At 67.1% G+C, this 19,784-nt stretch carries 11 protein-coding genes; 8 read left to right on the top strand and 3 right to left on the bottom strand.

What is annotated here, in order from left to right:
• Nucleotides 1–200 precede the first annotated feature (200 nt).
• From ABC419_RS05035 to ABC419_RS05050, 4 genes are all read left to right on the top strand, one after another.
• Entirely contained in the window at nucleotides 201–6,401 is a 6,201-nt protein-coding gene (locus ABC419_RS05035; protein ID WP_412876148.1) for a hypothetical protein, read from the top strand.
• Nucleotides 6,388–7,047, top strand: a complete 660-nt coding sequence (locus tag ABC419_RS05040; protein ID WP_412876147.1) for a hypothetical protein — start codon at nucleotides 6,388–6,390, stop codon at nucleotides 7,045–7,047. The genes ABC419_RS05035 and ABC419_RS05040 overlap by 14 nt, the downstream gene beginning before the upstream one ends.
• 815 nt (nucleotides 7,048–7,862) lie before the next feature.
• Nucleotides 7,863–9,116: a metallophosphoesterase family protein gene (locus ABC419_RS05045; protein ID WP_412876146.1), complete on the top strand. Its 1,254-nt coding sequence runs from the start codon at nucleotides 7,863–7,865 to the stop codon at nucleotides 9,114–9,116.
• Between the two features lies 1 nt (nucleotide 9,117).
• Complete coding sequence (locus ABC419_RS05050; protein ID WP_412876145.1) at nucleotides 9,118–12,567, top strand: ATP-binding protein; 3,450 nt, start codon at nucleotides 9,118–9,120, stop codon at nucleotides 12,565–12,567.
• Between the two features lie 10 nt (nucleotides 12,568–12,577).
• On the opposite strand, the gene ABC419_RS05055 is transcribed toward ABC419_RS05050, so the two are convergent.
• The gene (locus ABC419_RS05055) at nucleotides 12,578–15,121 is read right to left on the bottom strand and encodes an AAA family ATPase (protein ID WP_412878077.1); all 2,544 of its coding nucleotides are present in this window, start codon (nucleotides 15,119–15,121) and stop codon (nucleotides 12,578–12,580) included.
• Nucleotides 15,122–15,336: 215 nt separating this feature from the next.
• On the opposite strand from ABC419_RS05055, the gene ABC419_RS05060 reads away from it, so the two are divergent.
• From ABC419_RS05060 to ABC419_RS05070, 3 genes are read left to right on the top strand one after another with little or no spacing between them, the layout of a single operon-like run.
• Nucleotides 15,337–16,011, top strand: a complete 675-nt coding sequence (locus ABC419_RS05060; RefSeq protein WP_412876144.1) for a LuxR C-terminal-related transcriptional regulator — start codon at nucleotides 15,337–15,339, stop codon at nucleotides 16,009–16,011.
• A gap of 49 nt (nucleotides 16,012–16,060) precedes the next feature.
• A complete protein-coding gene (locus tag ABC419_RS05065; protein ID WP_125900638.1) occupies nucleotides 16,061–16,417 on the top strand; it encodes a hypothetical protein in 357 nt (118 codons plus the stop codon).
• Nucleotides 16,418–16,456: 39 nt separating this feature from the next.
• Nucleotides 16,457–16,906, top strand: a complete 450-nt coding sequence (locus tag ABC419_RS05070; RefSeq protein ID WP_412876143.1) for a hypothetical protein — start codon at nucleotides 16,457–16,459, stop codon at nucleotides 16,904–16,906.
• A 14-nt stretch (nucleotides 16,907–16,920) separates the two neighbouring features.
• Here the strand turns inward: ABC419_RS05070 and ABC419_RS05075 are convergent, their stop codons facing one another.
• Together ABC419_RS05075 and rpmB are read right to left on the bottom strand one after the other, a co-directional pair.
• Entirely contained in the window at nucleotides 16,921–18,621 is a 1,701-nt protein-coding gene (locus ABC419_RS05075; protein WP_412876142.1) for a M1 family metallopeptidase, read from the bottom strand.
• Between the two features lie 105 nt (nucleotides 18,622–18,726).
• Nucleotides 18,727–19,023 carry a 50S ribosomal protein L28 gene (gene rpmB, locus ABC419_RS05080; RefSeq protein ID WP_412876141.1) on the bottom strand — a complete coding sequence of 99 codons (297 nt, stop codon included), beginning with the start codon at nucleotides 19,021–19,023 and terminating at the stop codon, nucleotides 18,727–18,729.
• Between the two features lie 229 nt (nucleotides 19,024–19,252).
• Between rpmB and ABC419_RS05085 the strand changes: the two genes are divergently transcribed.
• Nucleotides 19,253–19,738 (top strand): DUF3617 domain-containing protein, encoded by a 486-nt coding sequence (locus ABC419_RS05085; RefSeq protein ID WP_234287632.1) that lies wholly within the window; start codon nucleotides 19,253–19,255, stop codon nucleotides 19,736–19,738.
• The last annotated feature ends 46 nt before the right edge of the window (nucleotides 19,739–19,784 follow it).

Consider the following 19,784-nt stretch of genomic DNA (forward strand, 5'->3'; position numbering starts at 1 on the left):
AGCGGACACTGGCGCGCCGGCGTGGTCGCGGGGGAAGAGGGCAGACGGCGGCGGTCGATGGGCGTGCTAGCGGACGGCGTTGCGCGCGCCGCGACAACCTGAAATCGTCAAGCCGAACAGGAATCATCCATGTCGTCCGCTCATAGCCAGCCCCATCTCGCACGATGCGACCGACATCGGAACCCCGGCGGCGCGCGCGGGTGAGCACGCCAAGCGAACGGATCCGGGCCAGCCACGACGGCAACACGTTCCACGTCCTGTGGGCCGGGCGGCGCGCGCTCGAGCTGCTCTCGCCGACCAGCGATCTCGTGGCGGTGGTGGTCGAAGGCCCCTCCCCTCGAGAAGGCGCGGAACGGTCGGTGGAGACCGGGGAGGAGGTCATCGACGTCGCCGAGTATCGCGGGTCCGAGGTCCTCGCCGAGGCGACCCGGATCGACTACATCCAGCTCAAGCATTCGACCTTACGGGAGACCGAGGTCTGGACCGCGTCTGATCTCGCGACCACCCTGAAGGGCTGGGGAGCGCGCCTGCCCAAGCTCGCGGCGGCGCGGGACGTCGCGGCGCTTCTGGGCCGGATGCGTTTCCGGTTCGTGAGCAACAGGCCGATCGCGACCTCGGTCTTGGACAGCGTCGCCGACCTTGCGTCCGGCGCGGCGCCGCGCCATCCGAAGGCGGCCGAGGCGCTCACCAAGGCCACAGGCTTGCCCGAGCCTTTCATTCGGCCTTTTTTCGACAGACTGGACGTCTCGGGCCGCGAGGCGGGGTTCCGCGTCCAGAAGCAGCTTCTGGACGCGGAACTTCGAGAAATCGTCGTCGATCCGGAAGACGAGCCGGCGCTCAGGATCAAGAACCTCTTCTACGACAAGCTCGGTTCGGGTCCCGCCGACAATGTCGTCCGAAAGAGCGACCTTGAGCTCGCTCTGAACATCGGACCGGAAGATCTGCTGCCGGCCGAGGTCAGGATCGACGACCTGCCGCACGCGGTGGCCCGCGAACAGGAAGAGGACCTTCAGGCCAGGATCCTCGCAGCGTCGGCGCCGCTAATCATCACGGCCGACGGCGGCGTCGGAAAATCGATTGTGGCGACCCGGCTTCACCTCGGCCTCCCCAAGGGCTCCGCCTGGGTTCTCTACGATTGCTACGGGGGCGGGGACTATCGCCGCGAGCCGCATGAGCGGCATGCCTATCGCGTGGCCCTGACCCAGATGGCCAATACCTTGGCCGTGCAGGGCCTTTGCATGCCGCTTCTGCCCCGCCGCGCCAATGACGCCCTGATCCTGGCGGCCTTCCTGAAGCGACTGCGAGCCGCCGTGCGTCATCTGCAAGCCTCGGAGCCGGACGCGCTCCTGCTGCTGGTGGTCGACGCGGCGGACAACGCTATGATGGGTGCCAAGGGTTCGGCGGAGCGGGCTTTCGTTCCGGGGCTGCTTCAGGCGGACCTGCCGGCGGGCGTCCGCCTGGTCATGCTGTGCCGCCCCGATCGTCTCGATCTGCTGAAGGCGCCCGCCGGCCTCGATACGGTTCCGCTGCGGCCGTTCAGCCTGGCCGAGACCGGCCGGCATCTACGCGCGCGCCATCCGGACGCGTCTGACGCCGACGTCGTCGAGTTCGATAGACGGACCTCTAGCAATCCGCGCGTGCAAGCCAACGCCTTCACCGCCTCCACGACCCTGGCCGGGGTTCTGAGAGCCTTAGGCCCCAAGCCCCAGACCGTCAGCGCCATTATCGCCGGACAGCTGGAGGGCGCGCTCGACAAGGTTCGGAACGAGGCGGAGGACCCCGGTGCCATTGACGAGCTGTGCAAGGGGCTCGCCACCCTGCGCCCCCTCATACCGATCGAGACTCTCGCTCGGCTCGCCGCAGTGGACGCCAGCGCGGTGCGCAGCTTCGCCCATGACTTCGGCGACGGCCGGTGGCTGCTCACCGCCGGCGACGGCGTCCAATTCCGCGACGAGCCGGTCGAGGATTGGTTCCGCAACCGATATGCAGCGACGCCGGAAGCGATGGCCCGGTTCGCCGATCGGCTCGCGCCCCTGGCCGACGGTTCGGCCTACGTCGCCGCCGCGCTTCCCGGTCTCTGGCTTCAGGCGGAGCGGCCGGATCGCCTCACCACCCTGGCGCTGTCGACCGAGCGTTTGCCCTCCGGCAGTCCGCTGGAAAGGCGCGAGATCGACGCCATGCGCGTCCAGTTCGCCCTGCGCGCCGCCCTGAAGGCCGGACGAATGCCAGACGCCGCCCGCCTAGCGCTCAAGGCGGGCGAGGTCGCGGCGGGGTCGGGCCTCCAGGACAAGCTTCTGCGTGATGAGACCGACCTGTTCGGCGTCGCCCTGGACGTCCCTCGGCTGCAAGACATTGGCGCACGCCGGATGTTGGGCCGCTGGGTGGGTTCGCGCTACGCCGCCGAGGCGGCGGTGTTTTCGCAGAAGCCGGAACTGGAAGGCGACGCCCGGTCCCGGCTGAGAAGCGCCGAAGACCTGCTGGACGCCTGGTCTCGGGCGGGGCCAACGGAGCAGGGAAAAAAGCCCTATGACACCCGCGAGCGGGCGGATTTCGCCTTTGCCTTCCTCAATCTCGAGGGGCCCTTGCGGGCCGTTCAGGAGATCACCCGTTGGCGGCCCAAGGAGATTTGGTTCGAGACCGCGCACGCCCTCGCGGACCGGTTGATCGACCACGGCCGGGCTGAAGAGGCGCGCGTCATGGCCGAACTGGCCATGACCCGGGCGCCCGCCCTCGCGGCCGGCGTTTGTTTCGCCTTGGGGTCGCTGGATCTGCCTCTGCCGCCGGCCGTCATCAAGGCACTGCTCGCACGGCGCACGGAGCCTCGGCCGTCTGACCCGGGACGTCGTACCGTCTGGGATCGCAGCCCCGCCGTCGTCGTGAGACTCGTGGAGGGGGCGCTCCGATCGGGCGGCTTCGACCCTGACACGCTGGCGCGCCGTCTCGACAAGGTGCTGCCCCCGCATCGGCCGCGCACCCTCGCATCCCGTCTGGTCGATGAACGCACCCGCTATCTGCGGGCTCGCACCCTCCGTGACGCCCTGCGCGGAACGCCGACCGCCTTCGAGAGCCTGAAGCCCGAGCCGCGGCGGCGCGGCAAGCCGAGCCATCTCGTCGATCCCGACCCGTATGAAGATCGCGAACTTCGCGTTCGCGCCGGAGCCGTCCTGCCCTGGTGGAACGCCCGGGCGCAGGTTCTCGCGGCGGCTCCGGTCTCGGCGACGCAACTGGACCACCTGATCGCCGAGGCGACTAGGGGCATGAACGCAGCGGTCGCACGCCATTCGAACGACGTCGAGGAAGTCCAGGACGAGATCGTGGAGATCTGGCACGACCTCCTCGTCGAAAGCGGACACGCGACCCCGGACCGCCTGGGCGCGCTCGATTCGTGGATCGGGGCTTTGCGCCGACCGCTCTATCTCCCGACATGGCGGAAGCTGGCCCGGAAATCCGGGTGCCGGCCCGAGCTCGCCGACCGCGCCGTTCGATACGCCCGGCGCGCCGGCGCTAACGAATGGAACAGCGCGGCGGTGGCGGCGCGCGATCAGATCGAAACCCATGTGGCGGCGACCCGGGCTCTGCTCGAGGCCAACCGCCCGGAGGCGCTCGCCCATCTTGATCAGGCCGTCGAGGTCGCCGGTCTGCTGGGGGACGAGGTTCCCACCCGATGGGCCGCCCTTCTTGCCCTGGCGACCCGGGCCGGTCCCGTCTCGGGCGCCTGCGCGCCGGAAACCGCCTGGCGATTGGCCCGGGCGGCCGAGTTCGCGGCCGGCTACATCGAGGACCAGTTTGACTGGAGCGGGACCGTCTCCGCCCTCACGGCGATCCATCCGCCCTCGGCTGCGGCCGCGGTCAGTCGCTGGCGGGACCGAAGCGTCGGCGAAACGTCCAGTCTCCTGGTGCTACTTGAGGAAAACCTCCGCAAGGCGGGGGCGCTCGATCCCGTTGCGGGGCTCGCGCTGCTCGGCTTCGAGGGCGACTGGCCGGTGGCGGAGATGTTCGAGGCGGCGCTCATCGCGGAACCCCCGCTGGCGAAGGAGATCGTGGACGCCGTCTCGCGCCATGCGATCCGGGCCCGCTTCAGTCCCGGCGCACGGCAGACACTCGCCGACGTCGCCCGGCGCCATGGTCTGGACGCGCGCGCCTTCGGAAGGGCCGGGCGCTCGCCGGCCATATCCCGGCGGGTGGAAACTCGGCGGCGGCGCGCCGATCCCTGGCTCAGAGACCTGAGCCGGGCGTTGGCGGACCACGCGCCCCGCACCTATGCCGACGCCGCGGCGCTGCTGACCGATTTGAAGACCCGCCACCGGTACGTGTCCCCGGGCTGTGCCTGGGGCGTGATCCTCGCCGCCGTCCCGGCCGCATCGCTACCCGAGGTGATCGAAACCCTCCTGGCGACCGACGAACTCCGCCCATCCCTGCTGGCGGATGTGCTGGACAGCCTGCCCGAACCGGCTCGCGAAGCGCTCGCCGTTCGGAATGCCGTGCAGCGAAGCGTTCTGGCGCGGGCGCGGCGGGATTGCTGGTCGATTCGGGGCTGGGGCGGATACGGCGACGTCATCGAGGATCTTGCGGCCGCGTCCGGCCTGCCGCCCGGCGCGATCGCCGGGGCGGTATTGGACGGCGTGGCGGAGGATGTTCGGGGTGCCGACTCGGAAGACCTGTTCAACCTCCTGCCCCTGATGGCGCCCGAACTCTCCCCGGCGGACGCGCAGGCCGCGCTGGAATTCGGTCTGTGTCAGTTCGAAAACGTCATGCCCCCCGGATTCGGAGACGGTCCGTTCGATCCCCTGACCGCGCCGTCGTCAGATCCGGACATGGCGGTCGCCGGCCTGATCGCCGTCGCCCTCGCCGCTCCGGCCTATCGCGTGCGCTGGCAGGCCGCCCATGCCGCGCGCACCGTCCTGACCCTGGGCCGGACGGGCGTCGTGACTGCCCTGGCGTCGTTCGTCGCGTCCGGCAAGGCCGAAGGCTTCGCCGCTCCTGGCCTGCCCTACTACGCCTTGAACGCCGAGCTCTGGTTCCACATCGTCGTGGCCCGGGTCGCGGGAGATCGCCCTAATCGGGCCGCGGCCTTGGAGCCTCGATTGCAGGCTACGGCCCAGCCGACAAACGACCATGTCCTCCTGCGGGGTTTCGCCGCCGACGGTCTGTTGAGCCTGCACGCCGCGGGTGAGATCGTGCTTTCACCGGGTCGAATCGCCGAGCTTCAGCGGCTGAACACGCCTTCGAAGCCGTCGAAATCCACCGAGCGGATCGGCGGCCGCGACTGGTATTCGGAGTCCCGCCGACCGAGCCGTCGGTTCAGCTTTTCCTACGAACAGGCCAAGGGCAGCGCCGGGCGTCTCGCGTCCGCCTTCGGCCTGTCGCCGGATCAGCTCGAGCGAAAAGCCGAGACCGTCATCTTCCGAACTTGGAAGTCGAGCTACGACCACAAAGCCAAGGATCCGCGCGCGGGCGATCCCGCCTGGTCGGATGCTGACAGCCGAGGCGGTTATCACGGATTCCGCGAATACCTCGGCTACCACGCCCTGTTCTGTATCGCGGGGCAACTCGTTCGGACGACGCCGCCGTTGCGCTATCCTGGCGCGAGCCGCGACGAGTTCGCCGACTGGTTGGCCGGTTTCCAGCTGACCCAGCTCGACGGAAGCTGGACGTCCGACCGCCTCGATCTCGCGCCGCCCCTGCCCGCCCTGCCGTCGCTCGAGGAAGAGGAAGATCGGGCCTTCTGGCCGTGGTCCGTCCAGCTCGCGGAGTTGGACGGCGTGCTTCGCCACGCCGACGAGATCGTCGTCGCCGGCGACTGGCATCAATGGCGGGGACAGGCGGAACAGGACGTGGCGGTGTCGAGCGTGCTCGTCTCGCCCGCAACCTCGGCCGCCCTGCTCGCCGCCTGCCAGACCATCGAGAACCCTTGGGAATACCACCTTCCGTCGGAAGACGACGCGAAGATCGACGCCCCGCCCTATCGGCAAAAGGCCTGGATCAACGACCATCGGCCGGAGCCGCGTCTGGACCGATCCGACCCGTGGATCGGCGCCATGTCGAGCTCATCCCCGCGACCGGCAAGCTGGCTCGTTCGTCGTCTCCGGCTCCGCCCGACCGGTCTTGAGCGCGCCTGGCGCTCCGCGGCGCGCGGCCGGCCGCTCTTCCGCGCGGAAATCTGGGCTGGCGCAACATCCCGCCGGTCAGAGACCCTGCCGCCCCACGGTCAACGCCTGCTGATCCCGGCGGCTCGCCTGCCACGTCTTCTCCAGCGGTTCGACATGGATCTTCTCGTGCACGTCCAGATACGTCGCACGCTACGGTCGGACCACGACGAGTCCCGGTGGGACCGCACACCCTCCCCGCCGTACTTCCGGCTCTTCCTGTTTCGCAAGGACGGCTCCCTTGAAACGCTCTGACGATGTCATCGCTCTTGGCCGACGGCTCGTCGACCTGCTCGATCGCGACGGCCGCAACGACCTTCTGCAGCGATGGATGGCGCATCATGTCGCCGAACTGATGGACGCCGCGGCGGCCCCGGGGGCGTCGGACGACGACAAGGCGCGGTGCCGAGACGCCGTTCTCGCGCTCTGGGCGCATCGGAACGACCTGCCCGAAGCGGTCCGACCCTTCAGGAATCTGGCGGTCGTCGTCCGCACGCTGGAACGGCTCGATCCCGCATGGAAAGGCAACCTCTACCTGCCCCCGGAGATGCCGCCGGCCAACGATCCGTTGCGCGCCGCCCTAGCGATCGACAAGTCGGCGCGCGAAGCGATCGCGCTCTGCCTGGAAGATGCGCTCGCGACCCTTCGCGACGAAGATCGCGCAATGGTCGAGGCCGCGTCTGCCCTAGACCTATCCGGGCCGGAGTTTCCGTTCCTGGAGATCATTCTGTCGGCGGAGCGCGAGCCGGCCGAGAAGCGGGCGCGACGGCGTAGCCTGCAGAGCCAGCTCGAGGCGGCGCGAACCCTGAAACGGGAAGCTGATCGGGTGTCGCGTCGCATCCGGGCCGAACTCGGGGCCCTCGGGCCTAAGCCGCCGCCCAGCGACGACGAGCGTGTATAGACATCCGGCGGAGCCGCGAGCCGGACGGGGCCGACACACGACGTGGCCAAGAGATCGACCGACTGTTGGATAAGCCGGTGAGGCGGACTGGCGGTTACTTCCGCGAACAGATCCTCAAGCCGGTGAAGCGCGTCCGGCGCGGAGGTCGCATGGATCGTGGATAGGCCGCCCAAACGGCCGGTGTTCCAAGCCTCAAGGGTTTAACGGGCGGCGTCGTCGCGCATCTCCTCAATCACGATCCGGTCCGATTTCCTCTTCGATAGAGCTATATCCCCAACGCTCCGCCTGCCTTGAGATCGGCGGCCCTGCGTCGGAGTGAATAGAGTGACACCCTCTCGCATCGTCTTGCCTAAATACGCCGTCAATTGTGCTCGCCCGAGCTAAAGCCCGCTCCAGAGTTCAGATCGCGCGTCGACGATAACCGTCAGCGCATGGCTGATGGCCTGACCTAGCTGGTCAGGACCCTAAAGCGGACGTTGCCAACGGCTCTGATGAGTCAGGAACTGTCATTGCCTTCGATCTCTCCGCGAAAGGCTGAAGCTGACTCAAAGCGGAATTTGGCAAGGACCCTTTTCGGCCGGGCTATCGATCAGCCGTCGGACGGGCAAATCTGACTCGTTACGTCTCCCCCTGCATTGGCCGACGAGCGGCAGTTCGCGGATGCCGCCAGAAATCACCTGGCATCCTGCAGATCGTGCAAACCTTCGCGCCAGACAATCATCGCGTGGAGCGCTTCGGCTCTAGTGTTGCATAGCGTTGGGATGCATCCTCGCCATCGGTTCAGTGCGGCGGTGCCGGCCTATGGGGGATTTTCAGTGACCGACTTCCGATTTCTTCACGCCGCCGACATCCATTTGGATAGCCCGCTGCACGGCCTGTCCCGCTACGAGGGGTTGCCGGAAGCGGAGATCCGGGGCGCGACACGGGCTGCGTTTGACAATCTGGTTCGCTTGGCGATCAACGAAGCGGTGAATTTCGTCGTCCTGGCCGGGGACCTGTTCGACGGCGACTGGAAGGACATGGGCACGGGACTGTATTTCGCCCGGGCGATGGGCGAACTCCATCTGGCGGACATCCCGGTCTTTCTCCTCGCCGGCAACCACGACGCTGCCTCCGTGATCAGCCGCAGCATTCCCTGGCCGCCCAATGTGCGGGTGTTCGACGCGCGCAGACCTCAGACGCACCGCCTTGACGATCTAAAGGTCGCGGTTCATGGCCAGAGCTTCTCGACTCCCGCCGTGACGGACAATCTTGTCCTGGCCTATCCGGATCGGCTGGAGCACCACTTCAATGTCGGCATGCTTCACACCGCCCTGGCTGGGCGGTCAGGCCATGCGCCCTACGCCCCCTGCAGCCTCGACGACCTCAAGGCCAAACACTACGACTATTGGGCGCTCGGACATGTGCATGAGTTCGAACGGGTCTGCGAAGCGCCGCACGTCATCTTTCCCGGGAATCTCCAAGGTCGGACTATCCGAGAGGCCGGCCCCAAGGGGGTGGTGCTAGTCTCGGTGCGGGACGGCGCGGTCGAGGCGGTGGACCGGGTCGCTTTGGACGTCCTCCGATGGGCCGCCGTCACCGTCGATTGCACCGATGCATCGGCGCAAACAGCGGCGGATCTGATTCAGGCGGCGCTAGCGTCGGCCTGGCAGAGCCAGACCCAGAGCCTGCCGCTGATCGCCCGCCTGACTCTCGTCGGACAGACGGATGACGCCGGCGCCCTGCTCGATGGCGCGAGCGGTCTGCGGGACGTCGCCCGGGCGCTGGCGGCGGCGATCTCGCCGTACCTCTACATCGAAAAGGTCCGCGTGCAGGTGCATGCCAAACCGGTCTCGACCAAAGATTTCGTGAGCGAGGACTTCACCGCGGCCCTGGCCCAGGCGGCGTCGGCCCCCGAGCTGGCCGCCCTGCTGGCCGAAGATCTCCAGCCCTTCCTGCTGGCCGCCCAGACGGGGCTGGACACGCCGGATGATACGGACCTCAGACGGTCGGCGGCGGACGGAGATTGGGGCACCATCCTCGACGCCGCCGCGCTCGCTTTGCAGTCGCGTCTGCTGAGGGCGGCATAAAATGCGGTTCTCCAGCCTGAATCTCGAACGGTACGGCCGCTTCGAGGGATGCGAACTGCGTTTCCGCGCGGGCAGCCCGGACTTCCACATAATCTACGGACCCAACGAGGCGGGAAAATCGACATCCCTGTCCGCGGTGTCGGATCTCTTGTTCGGTTTCCCCGCCCGTTCTGCTTATAATTTCCTGCACAGCTATCCCTTGCTCCGGGTCGGCGCCGTACTCGAAGACGAGGTTGCGAGCCTAGCGGTCCGACGCAAGAAGGGAACGAGTGGCACCCTGCTGGACGCTGACGACCGGGTCATCGACGAGGGGCCGCTGCTGGCGATGTTGAGGGGGCAGACGCGCGAAACCTTCGCCTTGGGCTTCAGCCTGGACCAAGACGGTCTACGCGAAGGCGGGCGCGCCATGATCGCGGCGCGTGACGATGTCGGCCGGGCGCTGTTTGCGGCGGGAGCCGGACTGACCGGCGTCACCGAAGAACTCGCCCGACTGGAGAGTGAAGCCGACGCCATCTGGGGACCGCGCGCCGCCGCGCGTCGGACGTTTACCCAGGCGCAACGCGAGTTGGACGACGCCATGCGTGCAGTGCGCGACGAGGCGCTCAAGCCCAAGGCTTGGTTGGACGCCAGGACTGCGCTGGCGCAAAGTCAGGCCCGGCTGGACGACGCGCAGCGCCGGCGCGACACCTTGCTGTCGAGCGCCAGCCGGCTGGAGAGAATCCGCCGAATCGCGCCCCACGTCCGGGTACGGGCGGACCAGTTGGCGGCGCTGGCGGCGCTGGCAGGCGTCGTCGACATGGGTGAGGCGCGCGAAGCGGCGGCCGAAGCGGCCATGGTCGAGGCGGACACGGCGTCGCGGGATAAAAGCGTGGCCGAGCGACTCCTCGCCGAAGCGAAGGAACGCGCGACCCGGTATGCACCCGATCGAACCGTCCTGAACGCCGCAGCGGAGATCGACGCCTTGGTCGTCGCCTCCGGCGCAATCCACAAGGCGCATCAGGATCTCGGGCGGATTGAAGCGGAGTACGCCGCAGGCGCGACACGAGTCAGTAGGCTGCGCGAGGAAGCCGGGGCGCTCGGCGCAGCCCCGCCGACACGGATCGTCAGCGGCGGACTGCGTGAACTCGCCGCGGATCAGACGCGCGACAAGGCCATTTTGCGCGAGATCGAAGAGGCGGAGCGTCAACTGGCGGTGCGGCACCTAGAGGCGGCGCCGGACGCCGCCTCCCCGGTGCCGGAGGCCGAAATGGCGGCCCTCAAGGCGGCCGTGGCCGCCGCCCGAGGTCTGGGCCTCGACATCGACGAGCGCTGTCTCACTTTGCAGCGGCGTGCAGAAGCGGCCGCCGGGGCCCTGGATGCGGCGATCACGCGTCTGGCGCCTTGGAAAGGCGAGATCGGGACGCTGCGCAGGCTGCCAAAACCCGCCGTGCGCGAGATCGATGAGGTCGGACAAGGCTTGGCGGCGAATGCTGCGGAGGTCGCTAGGGAGACGGCCAATGCGCGGCGAGCCCGTGAAGAGGCCGAGGAACTGGCGCTTCAAGTCGAGCAACTGGTCGCAGGCGCGGGCGTATCCGAAGCGGATATCTCCGAGGCGCGGGCGACGCGGCAAGACCGTTGGACGCCGATCCGTGACCATGTCGTCGCCGCCGCGCCGCTCGAGGCGGCGCGTGAGGCAGTCTTGGCGTTCGAGAGCGCGCTTGAGCGTGCAGACGAACGCAGTGATCGAAGGTTCGCGGCTGCCGACGCCTCTAGCCGCCTGATGGACTTGGGACAACGCCGCGCGCGGCTGACGCTCGAGGCGGCTCAGGCGGACGCGAGAGCGATGAAGGCGGCGGAGGAGAGGGCGGCCGTTCTTCAGGCCTGGAGCCTGCGGTTGACGGCCGACGGTCTGCCGGACCTTGAACCGAGTCGGTTCCAGGACTGGTCGGGCGAGCGCGACGCGGCCCTCGTCGCCGCCGCTGCGGCGGACCTGGCCGAGGCGGAGACTCGCTCGGCGCGCGAGGCGCGTGACCGCGCACGCGAGACCCTGCAAGGCTTGCTGGCACCCTCATTCGAGGCGACCGGCGACGAGGCGCTTCACCCCCTGTTGCGCGAGGCCGAAGAGCGGGTCGACGCCGCCGAGCGTCTGGCCCAGAAGGCGCAGGTCGATCAGGCGGCCCGCCTTCAGGTCGATCGGGAGGCGGCCGCCCTAGAGGCCCGACGCGCGACGCTGGTTCAGGCGATGTCGATTCGAGAGGCCAACTGGTGCGATCGCACTGCTGCCGCCGGACTCGGGCTCGAGATGCAAGATGCGGCGACCGCGCTCGTTGTGGTCGAGGAACTCCGCGCCGCCCTGAGCGCTCAGGCGGATCTCCAGGCGCGCATCGACGGGATCGACCGCGACAGTCGCATCCACGCGGCCCAGGTGGCGGCCTTGCTCGGCCCGGAGATCACGCCCTCGCAGGACGCGAACCAGGATTTGAACCGGCTCAGGGAGCGGCTTGCAGAGGCGCGCGCCGCCGCAGCCGGGCTCGCGACCCTTGAGGAGACCATCGAGGGCCGTGAGGCCGAGGTGCGAATGGCGCGCGCGCGCGCGGACGCCGCCTCGGAGACCCTTTCGAGCTTGGCGACGGATATCGGCCTGGCGGACCGCGAAGCCTTGTCTGCGGCGATCAGCGGATCGCGCACTCTGAGAAGGCTGCGCGCTGGCTTGGCGGACAGCGAGCGCGCAATCCTTGCGGCCGGAGACGGCAAAACGGTCGAGGCGCTCGTCGCCGAGGCGCAGGATGCGGACATGGACGCCCTGTCCGGACGCACCGAGACCCTGGCGGCCGAGATCGACGTTTTGAACGCCGAAGTCGCGGAGTGCGCCGCCGCCAACGGCGACGCACGCCGGGCCTTTGCGAACCTCGAAACAGACGGCCTGTCCGCAAGCGCAGCGGCGGGGGCGGCGGAAGAGGCCCGCGCCGAACTCGGTGAACTGGCCGAGCACTACATCCTCAAGCGGGCCCAGGTCGTCATGCTGCGGTGGACCATCGAAACCTACCGGGCCCGACACCAGGATCCGCTTCTTCAACGCGCCAGCACACTGTTCAGCCGCCTGACCTCAGGGCGATATGCGGCGCTGCGGGTCGAGGCGGACGGCGCGTCGCCGCAGCTTCTGGGGGTTCGGGACGACGGACGGACTGCGGTCGAGATCGATGGGATGAGCGAGGGAACCACCGATCAGCTGTTTCTGGCCCTGCGGCTCGCGGCGGTCGAGCAATCCGTCGCCAAGGGCGTCCGCCTGCCGTTCATCGCCGACGACCTGTTCGTCAACTTCGACGATGAACGCGCCGAAGCCGGAATTCGGGTCCTGGCGGAACTGGCGCGATCGACCCAGGTGCTCTTCTTCACCCACCACCCCCATCTCGTCGCGATCGCTCGCGAGGTCGTGGGATCAGACCTCCACTCGGAGTGCAGACTGGCCTGAGCCCGCGACCTCAGGCGGCGGGGGCAGGGGGCATATCCGGCTCCTGGCCGTCGGCCGCGGCAAGGCCCGCACCGGCCATCAGTTCGGCCGCCTCGGCTTGCCCAGCGACATCCGCAACGACCTCTTCAGGGGTGTCGTGCGGCAGCTTCATCATCATCCGATAATGGGCGTCGTGACCGCTCCGATCGAAGATGGCTTTGAACACCGCGAGGTAGCGGTCGGCTGTGGCTCCATCGGCGGCGACGTAGAGATCATCGGCGAAATTGTGGGATCCGTCGTTGATCCACGAGAACAGTGACCCGCAGACCATTTGGTCTTTGCCCTGGAATTTGGCGATGATATCGTCCCGGTCTACCCCGCCCAGAATGGTGAAATAGTGCTCCAGAATGCGGCGGAGGACATTCTGGATGGTCAGCTGCGACCGGCTCGGGCTGCGCACCTCTTCCCACAGGAGCTCGTAGCCTGTCCGGATCGGATTGGTCTCGTGCCCTTGGAGCGTCGACAGTTCACCGACCTTGCGCACGGTCCAGAAGGTCTCGGACTTCAGGGCGTCCCGCTGTGACCGCTTGGCGTCGAAGGTCACCTCCTTGTGGAAGTAGATGTTGTGGGTCAGGATGAAGACCTGCTTGATCCGCCCCTTGCCGCCGGTCGCCTCAGCAAGCAGCCGCTTGATCAGGGCGCTGACGATGAACAGCACATCGCTGTCCAGGCTGGACACAGGGTCGTCGATGACGACGATCCGATCGTGGGTAACGCCACTCGCGGTCGTGCCGCCCTGCGTCAGGTGATAGAAGTACAGGAAGGTGACGAAGCACCGCTCGCCTTCGCTCAAGGTCTCACGGGCGTCGGCACCGTCGCCCCTGACGATCTCGTAAAACTCTTCCTTATCGCCGGCCGTTTTGAGCCGGAAGCTGGTGAACCCAAACGAGGCGAGGGTCGCGTTGATCGCGTTGACCGTCGGCTTGACGCTGGTGACGCCTTTTTCCAGGTTCGCCAGGACGGTCATGGCCTGCCCCAGCTTCTCGCGCTTATCCTCCAGCGCCTTGCCCATGGACTCGATCGCCCTGTCGAGCCCTCCGCTGTCCGTCGAATAGGCCGTGATGGACGCCTTGCGGTCTTCGACCAGCCGGCGCCAGATCTCACGCGTCAGGGTGGCGCGTTCGGTCTTGATGTTGGCGATCAGCGTATTGTGGCGCGCAATCTCCACATTGGCAGCATCGACGACGGCGCGGACCGCCTTGTAGGCCTCGGCGACGGGTTCAAGCGCGACGGGCGTGCTCGGTTCCTTGCGCTTGCGTTCCAGGTGGCCGTGGTTGAGCGCGATCTGGGCGGCCAGCCGTTCGACGAGGGCGGCGAGGGAGGGCTGGTCGACATAGGAGCACGGCGTATCGGCTGCGGCCCGGGCGGAGGCGAGCAGGCGAGCCCCTCTATCCTGATAGGCGGCCTCGACCCGGGTGATCGCAGCGATGTCGGCGTCGTAGGCTGCGTCGAAGAAGTCGGTCAGTTGATGATGGAGCGAAGCCTCCAGCGGCTTCTGACAGAAAGGGCAGGGGGCATCGGACTCGGCGTAGACTAGGCCCTGGCGCACCCAGTCGCTGTTGCCCAGTCGTTTGATCAGACTGGCGACGTCGATGTCTTCCTTGCCGACGATCTTCTTCGTGAGGATCGGGTCCGCCTCGAGGTCGAGAAGGTCGTCCGCCTCAAGGATCGCAAGCGGAGCCATGGGCGCGGCGACGTCAGCATAGACGACGGCTGCACGGGCTTTCAGCGCATCCACGGAATGGAGCTGCGTCGTGCTTACAGCGGCCTCGGTCAGGACGCGGTCGCAGAACTTCACCTTTGAGGATCGTATTCCCTCGAAAGCTCCGGCGAAGTGGGCGTCGTGCGCCGCCTTGATCTCCCAGCATTCCGCTTCGAATTTTGTGCGCAAGCCTGCCCGTTCTGCACGCCGTCCCGCCGTGTCGTCATGTCCGATCAATCCGCTCAGGGAGGTGATTTCGCCCTGCAGGTTCTCGACGGTTTTGCGGGCAGCTTCGACGTCCTCGAGCGCCTTTGCGGACGTGTCGCCCAGGGTGAAGACGCCCTTCAACCGAGCGCCGTAGTTCCGGCTGGTGAAATCGCTGTTGTAGACTAGGGCCGGCAAAGCCTGCGCCTTCTTCCACGCGACCCCGCAGGATGGAAATGCAGCAGGATCCGCGACCACGCGCGATAGGGTGGTCTTGCCCGAACCGTTCGTGCCGAAGACGAAGTTGACCGGCCGCAGGCCCGCCATGACCTGGGGCGGGCCGCGATAGGTAGCCGTATCTTCAATCCGAATTTCTTCGAGCATGGCTCGCTTCCCCACATAGCGTCTTAACGACGTCTCGGTGGAATAAACGGCTCCGTAGCGTGTTTGGCAACATGGGCGCGTAATAGGCGAACGTCTGGTTTGTGGCGTCCCGCCAATGACTGCTTCTGGCGCGTCGCAGCCGTTGGCGGCGACTTTTCCGCTGGTTTCTGGTAGCCTCTGTCGCGTGCTGGAAATCGCTGCGATTTCCGTCGCTGTGGTGGCCATATGGTGACCACGGGCATCGGACAGATTGGCCGATGTGAAGTTCTGTCAATGCTCTCAGGAGCTTATCGGCGCGGATACGGCGGTTTCAGCTACCTCTACTGGGACATCGAGCTGGAGCCGTAGGGCGGGCGTCTTTGATCGTCGTGCGACGGTCTGCGTCGTTCGGGCGCTTCACAGCTCTTGCAAAATGCCCTTCAACAGGTGTTGGAGGGGGCATGAGCCGGGATACGAATTGGCAGCGGCTGACGGAACGGGAGCGGCAGGTTCTCGCCTATGTCGCCGCCCACCATCAGAGCAAGAGCATCGCCAGGATGCTCGGCACGGCTCCGAAGACCGTGGACGCCCAGATTTCGTCCGCCTGCAGGAAGCTGGGCGTCGCCAATCGCAACGAGGCGGTGCGCCTTCTGCTACAGGATGAGAACGCCTTTCTGGACATAGGGGGTAATCCCCCACCGGCTTCGTCCCCAATGGCTGTGGGCGTCGTGGGCGGCTCCTTTCTCCCTGTCGATTTCAGGGGAGTTGATGGAGACAGCCACGATGCTTGGAACCTCGCCAGAGGACGTTCTGCCGACCATGACCTACGCGGATCTGGCGGCGGCGTTGGAGCAGGTGGCGTCGAACGAAGCGCATCGGAACATGGCGCCCTATCTGGTTTCGGCATTGCGCCGACAGGCCCCGTTTCTGACGGGGCGGATGGTCCTGTTCGAGATTCTTCGCTCGGCCAACTGTTTGGCGGACATTCCGGCGGCAAGTTCGAATTTCTGACCCAATCGGCTGGCTGGCGACGGCTGGCCTGGGCGGTGGCTGGGTCATTGGTCCTGGCTTTCGCCTTGCCGCTCGCGCTGAAAGGCGCGTTGTGGCTCCAGAAGCTCGTGCACTCGATTCAGTAAACCCTGACCGACGTCTTTCAGACGCGCCGCTGCGGCGGCAGGAGGTCCCATGTCTCAACGAGAAGCGACGGCCACAAGGGTCGCCGCCTATATCAATCACGCCGAGCAATCGCTCGACGAAGCCCTGTCGCGCACGTCGATCCTGGTCAGCGAACTGCCTAGCCTGCAGCGTGACGCAGGGCTGAACGCGGCCTGGGCCCAACCCGCCGTGGCCTCGGTCTGCGTCGCCTTGAACAACCTGACGAGCGCTCGGGCCGCTCTGATTGACGCACACAAGTCGCTCTCGGCCGTGCAACGCAAGCTGGGCGTGACCACGTTGGAAACTCCAAACAACGACAAGCCAGCTGAAACCGGGCCGTTCGCCCGACAGGCGGAGGCTGCGGTCGTCGTGCCGATGCGCGCCTAGGCGTCTTGACGCGGGCGAGGAGCGCGGCGACCTAGGCACATGGCCGCGCTTCTCGCCCCGTTCGATCAGATTCAGGAAATCCTCGGACTTGCGGCTGTGGTCGTCACTGGTCTGTTCGCCGTCTTCATGGGGCGCCGAGAGGTCAGGGTCGCAGGGGTTCTGCACCTGATCGACGGGTTCAGCCTGACCCTGGTCGGGGCGCTGAGCCACGGTGCGACAAGCTTCATCTCTGCCGATGTGAAGGCGATCCTGATCTGGTTTGCTTACGCGCTGATGACCTTGCGCTGGCCCGGCCGGTGGCTGGTGGTGCTGACGGCGTTGCAGGGCCTGGCGGTGCTGATCCGTTGGTCCTTCTGGCTGGATGCGGAACTGCCGCGCGCCACCACCTCGCTGATCCTGAACCTGACCGGATGGATGATGCTGTTCATCCTGCTGGGCGCGACGGTGGCCTATCCGCGCCGTCCCTGGTTCTCGGCCAAGCCGGCCTGATGCGCGATCCGTGGTTAGCCGCCTGACTTGTTCTGCGACGCCTTCCAGACCTCCAGATACTCGAGCCGACGCAGAACCTTTGAGCCGGGGTCCAGCAGGATGTGGGCGCCCGCCGGAGCGGTGAAGGTCGCGCGGCCATTGGTCATGGGCAGGGCGCGCAGAACGCCGTCCACCTCGACCTCGACGGGCAGGGGGAAGGAGCGGCTGTTTCCGGTCTTCCATTCCAGGCTTACGCGCTCGCCGTCGCGGGTCATGACCAGATCGGGCAGAGCGGCCTGATAGAGGTAGGCGTCGAAGAACCAGCCCATGTCGCGGCCTGTCACCTCATTGACAATGGCCACATAGTCCGACGTCGTGGCGTAACGCGGCTTGAAATTCCCCGGTTGCGGATCGGGGCGGCCATAGACCAGACGGCGCAGGCTCTCATAGAAGGCGTCATCGCCGATGAAGAGGCGCAGGGTGTGGGCGATCAGGGCGCCCTTGTAATAGAGGTCCAGCGCCGGGCCGGTCTTGTCGTCATAGACGGTGGCCGCGTCCTGCGGCCTGCCTGACACCACGGGGAAGCGGTTGGCCAGGGTCAGCCGCATGGTCTGGAGCTCGGCCTGCATGGCCCGTTCGCCGTTCAGCCAGCGGGCGTAGAGGGGCTGCATATAGGTGCCGAACCCTTCGTGTAGCCACATGTCGTCCCAGTCGGCGTTGGTCAGCTGATTGCCGAACCATTCGTGCGCCAGTTCGTGCTGCAGCAGCCAGTCGTAGCCCTTGCCGTCCAGCTTGTAGCCGTTGCCGTAAGCGTTGATGGTCTGGTGCTCCATGCCCAGGTGCGGCGTCTCGACCACGCCCATCTTCTCGTCGCCGAAGGGGAAGGGGCCGATGCTTGCCTCATAGAAGTCGAGCATCTGCGGGAACTCGTCGAACAGCGCCTGCGCCTTGGCCGGATCGGCTGTAGCCAGACGCCAGAAGCGCAAGGGGATCACATTGCCGAACCGGCTCTGATAGTCGGCGGCCATCTCCACATAGGGGCCGACGTTCAGGCTGATGGCGTAGGTGTCGGGCTGGCGCGCGGTCCAGTTCCAAGTGGTCGTGCCGTCGCCGTTGTCGCTCTTACCCAGGAAGCGGCCGTTGGCGGGGGCGCTGAGGGTCGAGGGAACGGTGATGTGCATATCCACCCGCTCCGGCTCGCCCTGCGGATGGTCGATGCAGGGCCAGAACAGGTCGCAGCCCTCGCCCTGAACCGCGCTGGCGATCCACGGCTGGCCGTCGGGCGTCGTGGTCCAGACGAAGCCGCCGTCCCACGGCGCGCGCTTGGCCTGATGCGGGCGGCCCGCATAGGCGATGCGGACGGAAACTCTGTCGCCCGCTGTCAGGGGCCAGGGCAGGGGGATGGTCAGCCGTCCTTCGGGGTTGGACCAGTCGGCGACCGCCTGCCCGTCCACGGCGATGGCGGCGATGGCGAAAACAGCGTCCAGCTCGACCACGACCGCCGACGTCGGCGCCGTGGCGGTGAAGTCGAGGACCGCGACGCCCTCCAGCGACTGGCTTTCCGGCAGCAGCTTGAACGACAGGTCCGCCTTGTCGAAGCGCAGCGCCAGCTGCTCCGCCGTGCGCGGCGCGCCGCTGGACAGGGTGAAGGCGGTGGTTTCGCGCGCCGCTTCCTGCGCCAGAACGGGCGACGACAGCAGGGCTGTGGTCAGGCAGAGGGCGACGAGAGGACGCAAGGCTGAAGCTCCGGCAGGACGAACCCTGAGGTTAGCCGCGCGGCGCGCAAAAGAAAAAGGCCGGTGTTTCCACCGGCCTCTTCAAAATCCGTCAGTCGACGCCGATCAGGCGGCGGCTTGCTCGGCCAGCTTGGCGCGGACCTGACGCTTGATGCGCTGGGCGGCGATCGACAGCTGTTCGTCGCGAGCCTTGACGATGAAGGCGTCCAGGCCGCCCTTGAAGTCCAGGGTGCGCAGGGCGGCGTTCGAGATACGCAGCGAGAAGGTCTGGCCCAGAGCTTCCGACTGAACCTTGACCGTCTTCAGCGACGGCAGGAAACGGCGCTTGGTCTTGATGTTGGAGTGGCTCACGTGATGGCCGACCATGGGGCCGATACCGGTGAGTTCGCAGCGACGCGACATCTGAAGATCCTCAAGGTCACATCCGCGATATCGGTGCGGACGCATGAAACAGGGACGCAACGAACAAAGAGGCCCGCGCGAGAGGGGGCCGTATAGAGGAATGACTCGCCGGGCGTCAAGGCTGGAGTCATCGGGCGACGGGATTGGAGTCATTCTGAAGGCGAGGGATCGCCTTCGTTCAGCAGTCGTTCAAGGCGTGACTATATAGAGCAGACCCATGATGAGTCCCATGAACGGCAAATCCATGAAGACCTTGATCCCCTTCGCCCGGCTGATGGCCGTCGTCGCCCCCGTGGCCGCCGGCGCCGTGATGCTGGCCGCGCCCGCGTCCGCGCCTCAGGCCCAGTCGGCCGCCCAGTCCGAGGTTCTGCCCGGCTACTGGGAATACACCACCAGCGTCATGGGCGCCCGCGACACAGAGCAGAAGTGCGTGCGGCCCAGCGAGATCAACCGATTCTTCGGCGGCTTGTCGACGCGCAAATGGCGGTGCACCTACCCGACCCGCGAGGTCGGGGACGGCCGCGCGCGCTTCGAGGGCAGCTGTCAGGACCGCAAAGGCCGCCGCATCAACGTGCGCCTGAACGGCACCTATGAAGAGCAGGCCTTCCGCTTCAACGGCGGCGCGCAGCTGGCGCGCGGCACGCCCTATATTCCGGCCAGCATCACCGCCCGTCGCCTGGCCGCCCAGTGCCCGGCCGGGGCGGAGTATTTCTGATCTAGGACGCCGCGCGCGGCTAGATGCGAAAAGACCTCGGCGCGGC

Origin of the sequence: Brevundimonas phoenicis (genome assembly GCF_047237745.1) — a bacterium.
Lineage (GTDB): Bacteria > Pseudomonadota > Alphaproteobacteria > Caulobacterales > Caulobacteraceae > Brevundimonas.

Bases quoted from the DNA above. Each gene is read 5' to 3' on its own strand.
- ABC419_RS05050 (WP_412876145.1), top strand. From the start codon at position 9,118: ATGCGGTTCTCCAGCCTGAATCTCGAACGGTACGGCCGCTTCGAGGGA.
- ABC419_RS05055 (WP_412878077.1), bottom strand. From the start codon at position 15,121: ATGGCCACCACAGCGACGGAAATCGCAGCGATTTCCAGCACGCGACAG.
- ABC419_RS05060 (WP_412876144.1), top strand. From the start codon at position 15,337: ATGAGCCGGGATACGAATTGGCAGCGGCTGACGGAACGGGAGCGGCAG.
- ABC419_RS05065 (WP_125900638.1), top strand. From the start codon at position 16,061: ATGTCTCAACGAGAAGCGACGGCCACAAGGGTCGCCGCCTATATCAAT.
- ABC419_RS05070 (WP_412876143.1), top strand. From the start codon at position 16,457: ATGGCCGCGCTTCTCGCCCCGTTCGATCAGATTCAGGAAATCCTCGGA.
- rpmB (WP_412876141.1), bottom strand. From the start codon at position 19,023: ATGTCGCGTCGCTGCGAACTCACCGGTATCGGCCCCATGGTCGGCCAT.
- ABC419_RS05085 (WP_234287632.1), top strand. From the start codon at position 19,253: ATGAACGGCAAATCCATGAAGACCTTGATCCCCTTCGCCCGGCTGATG.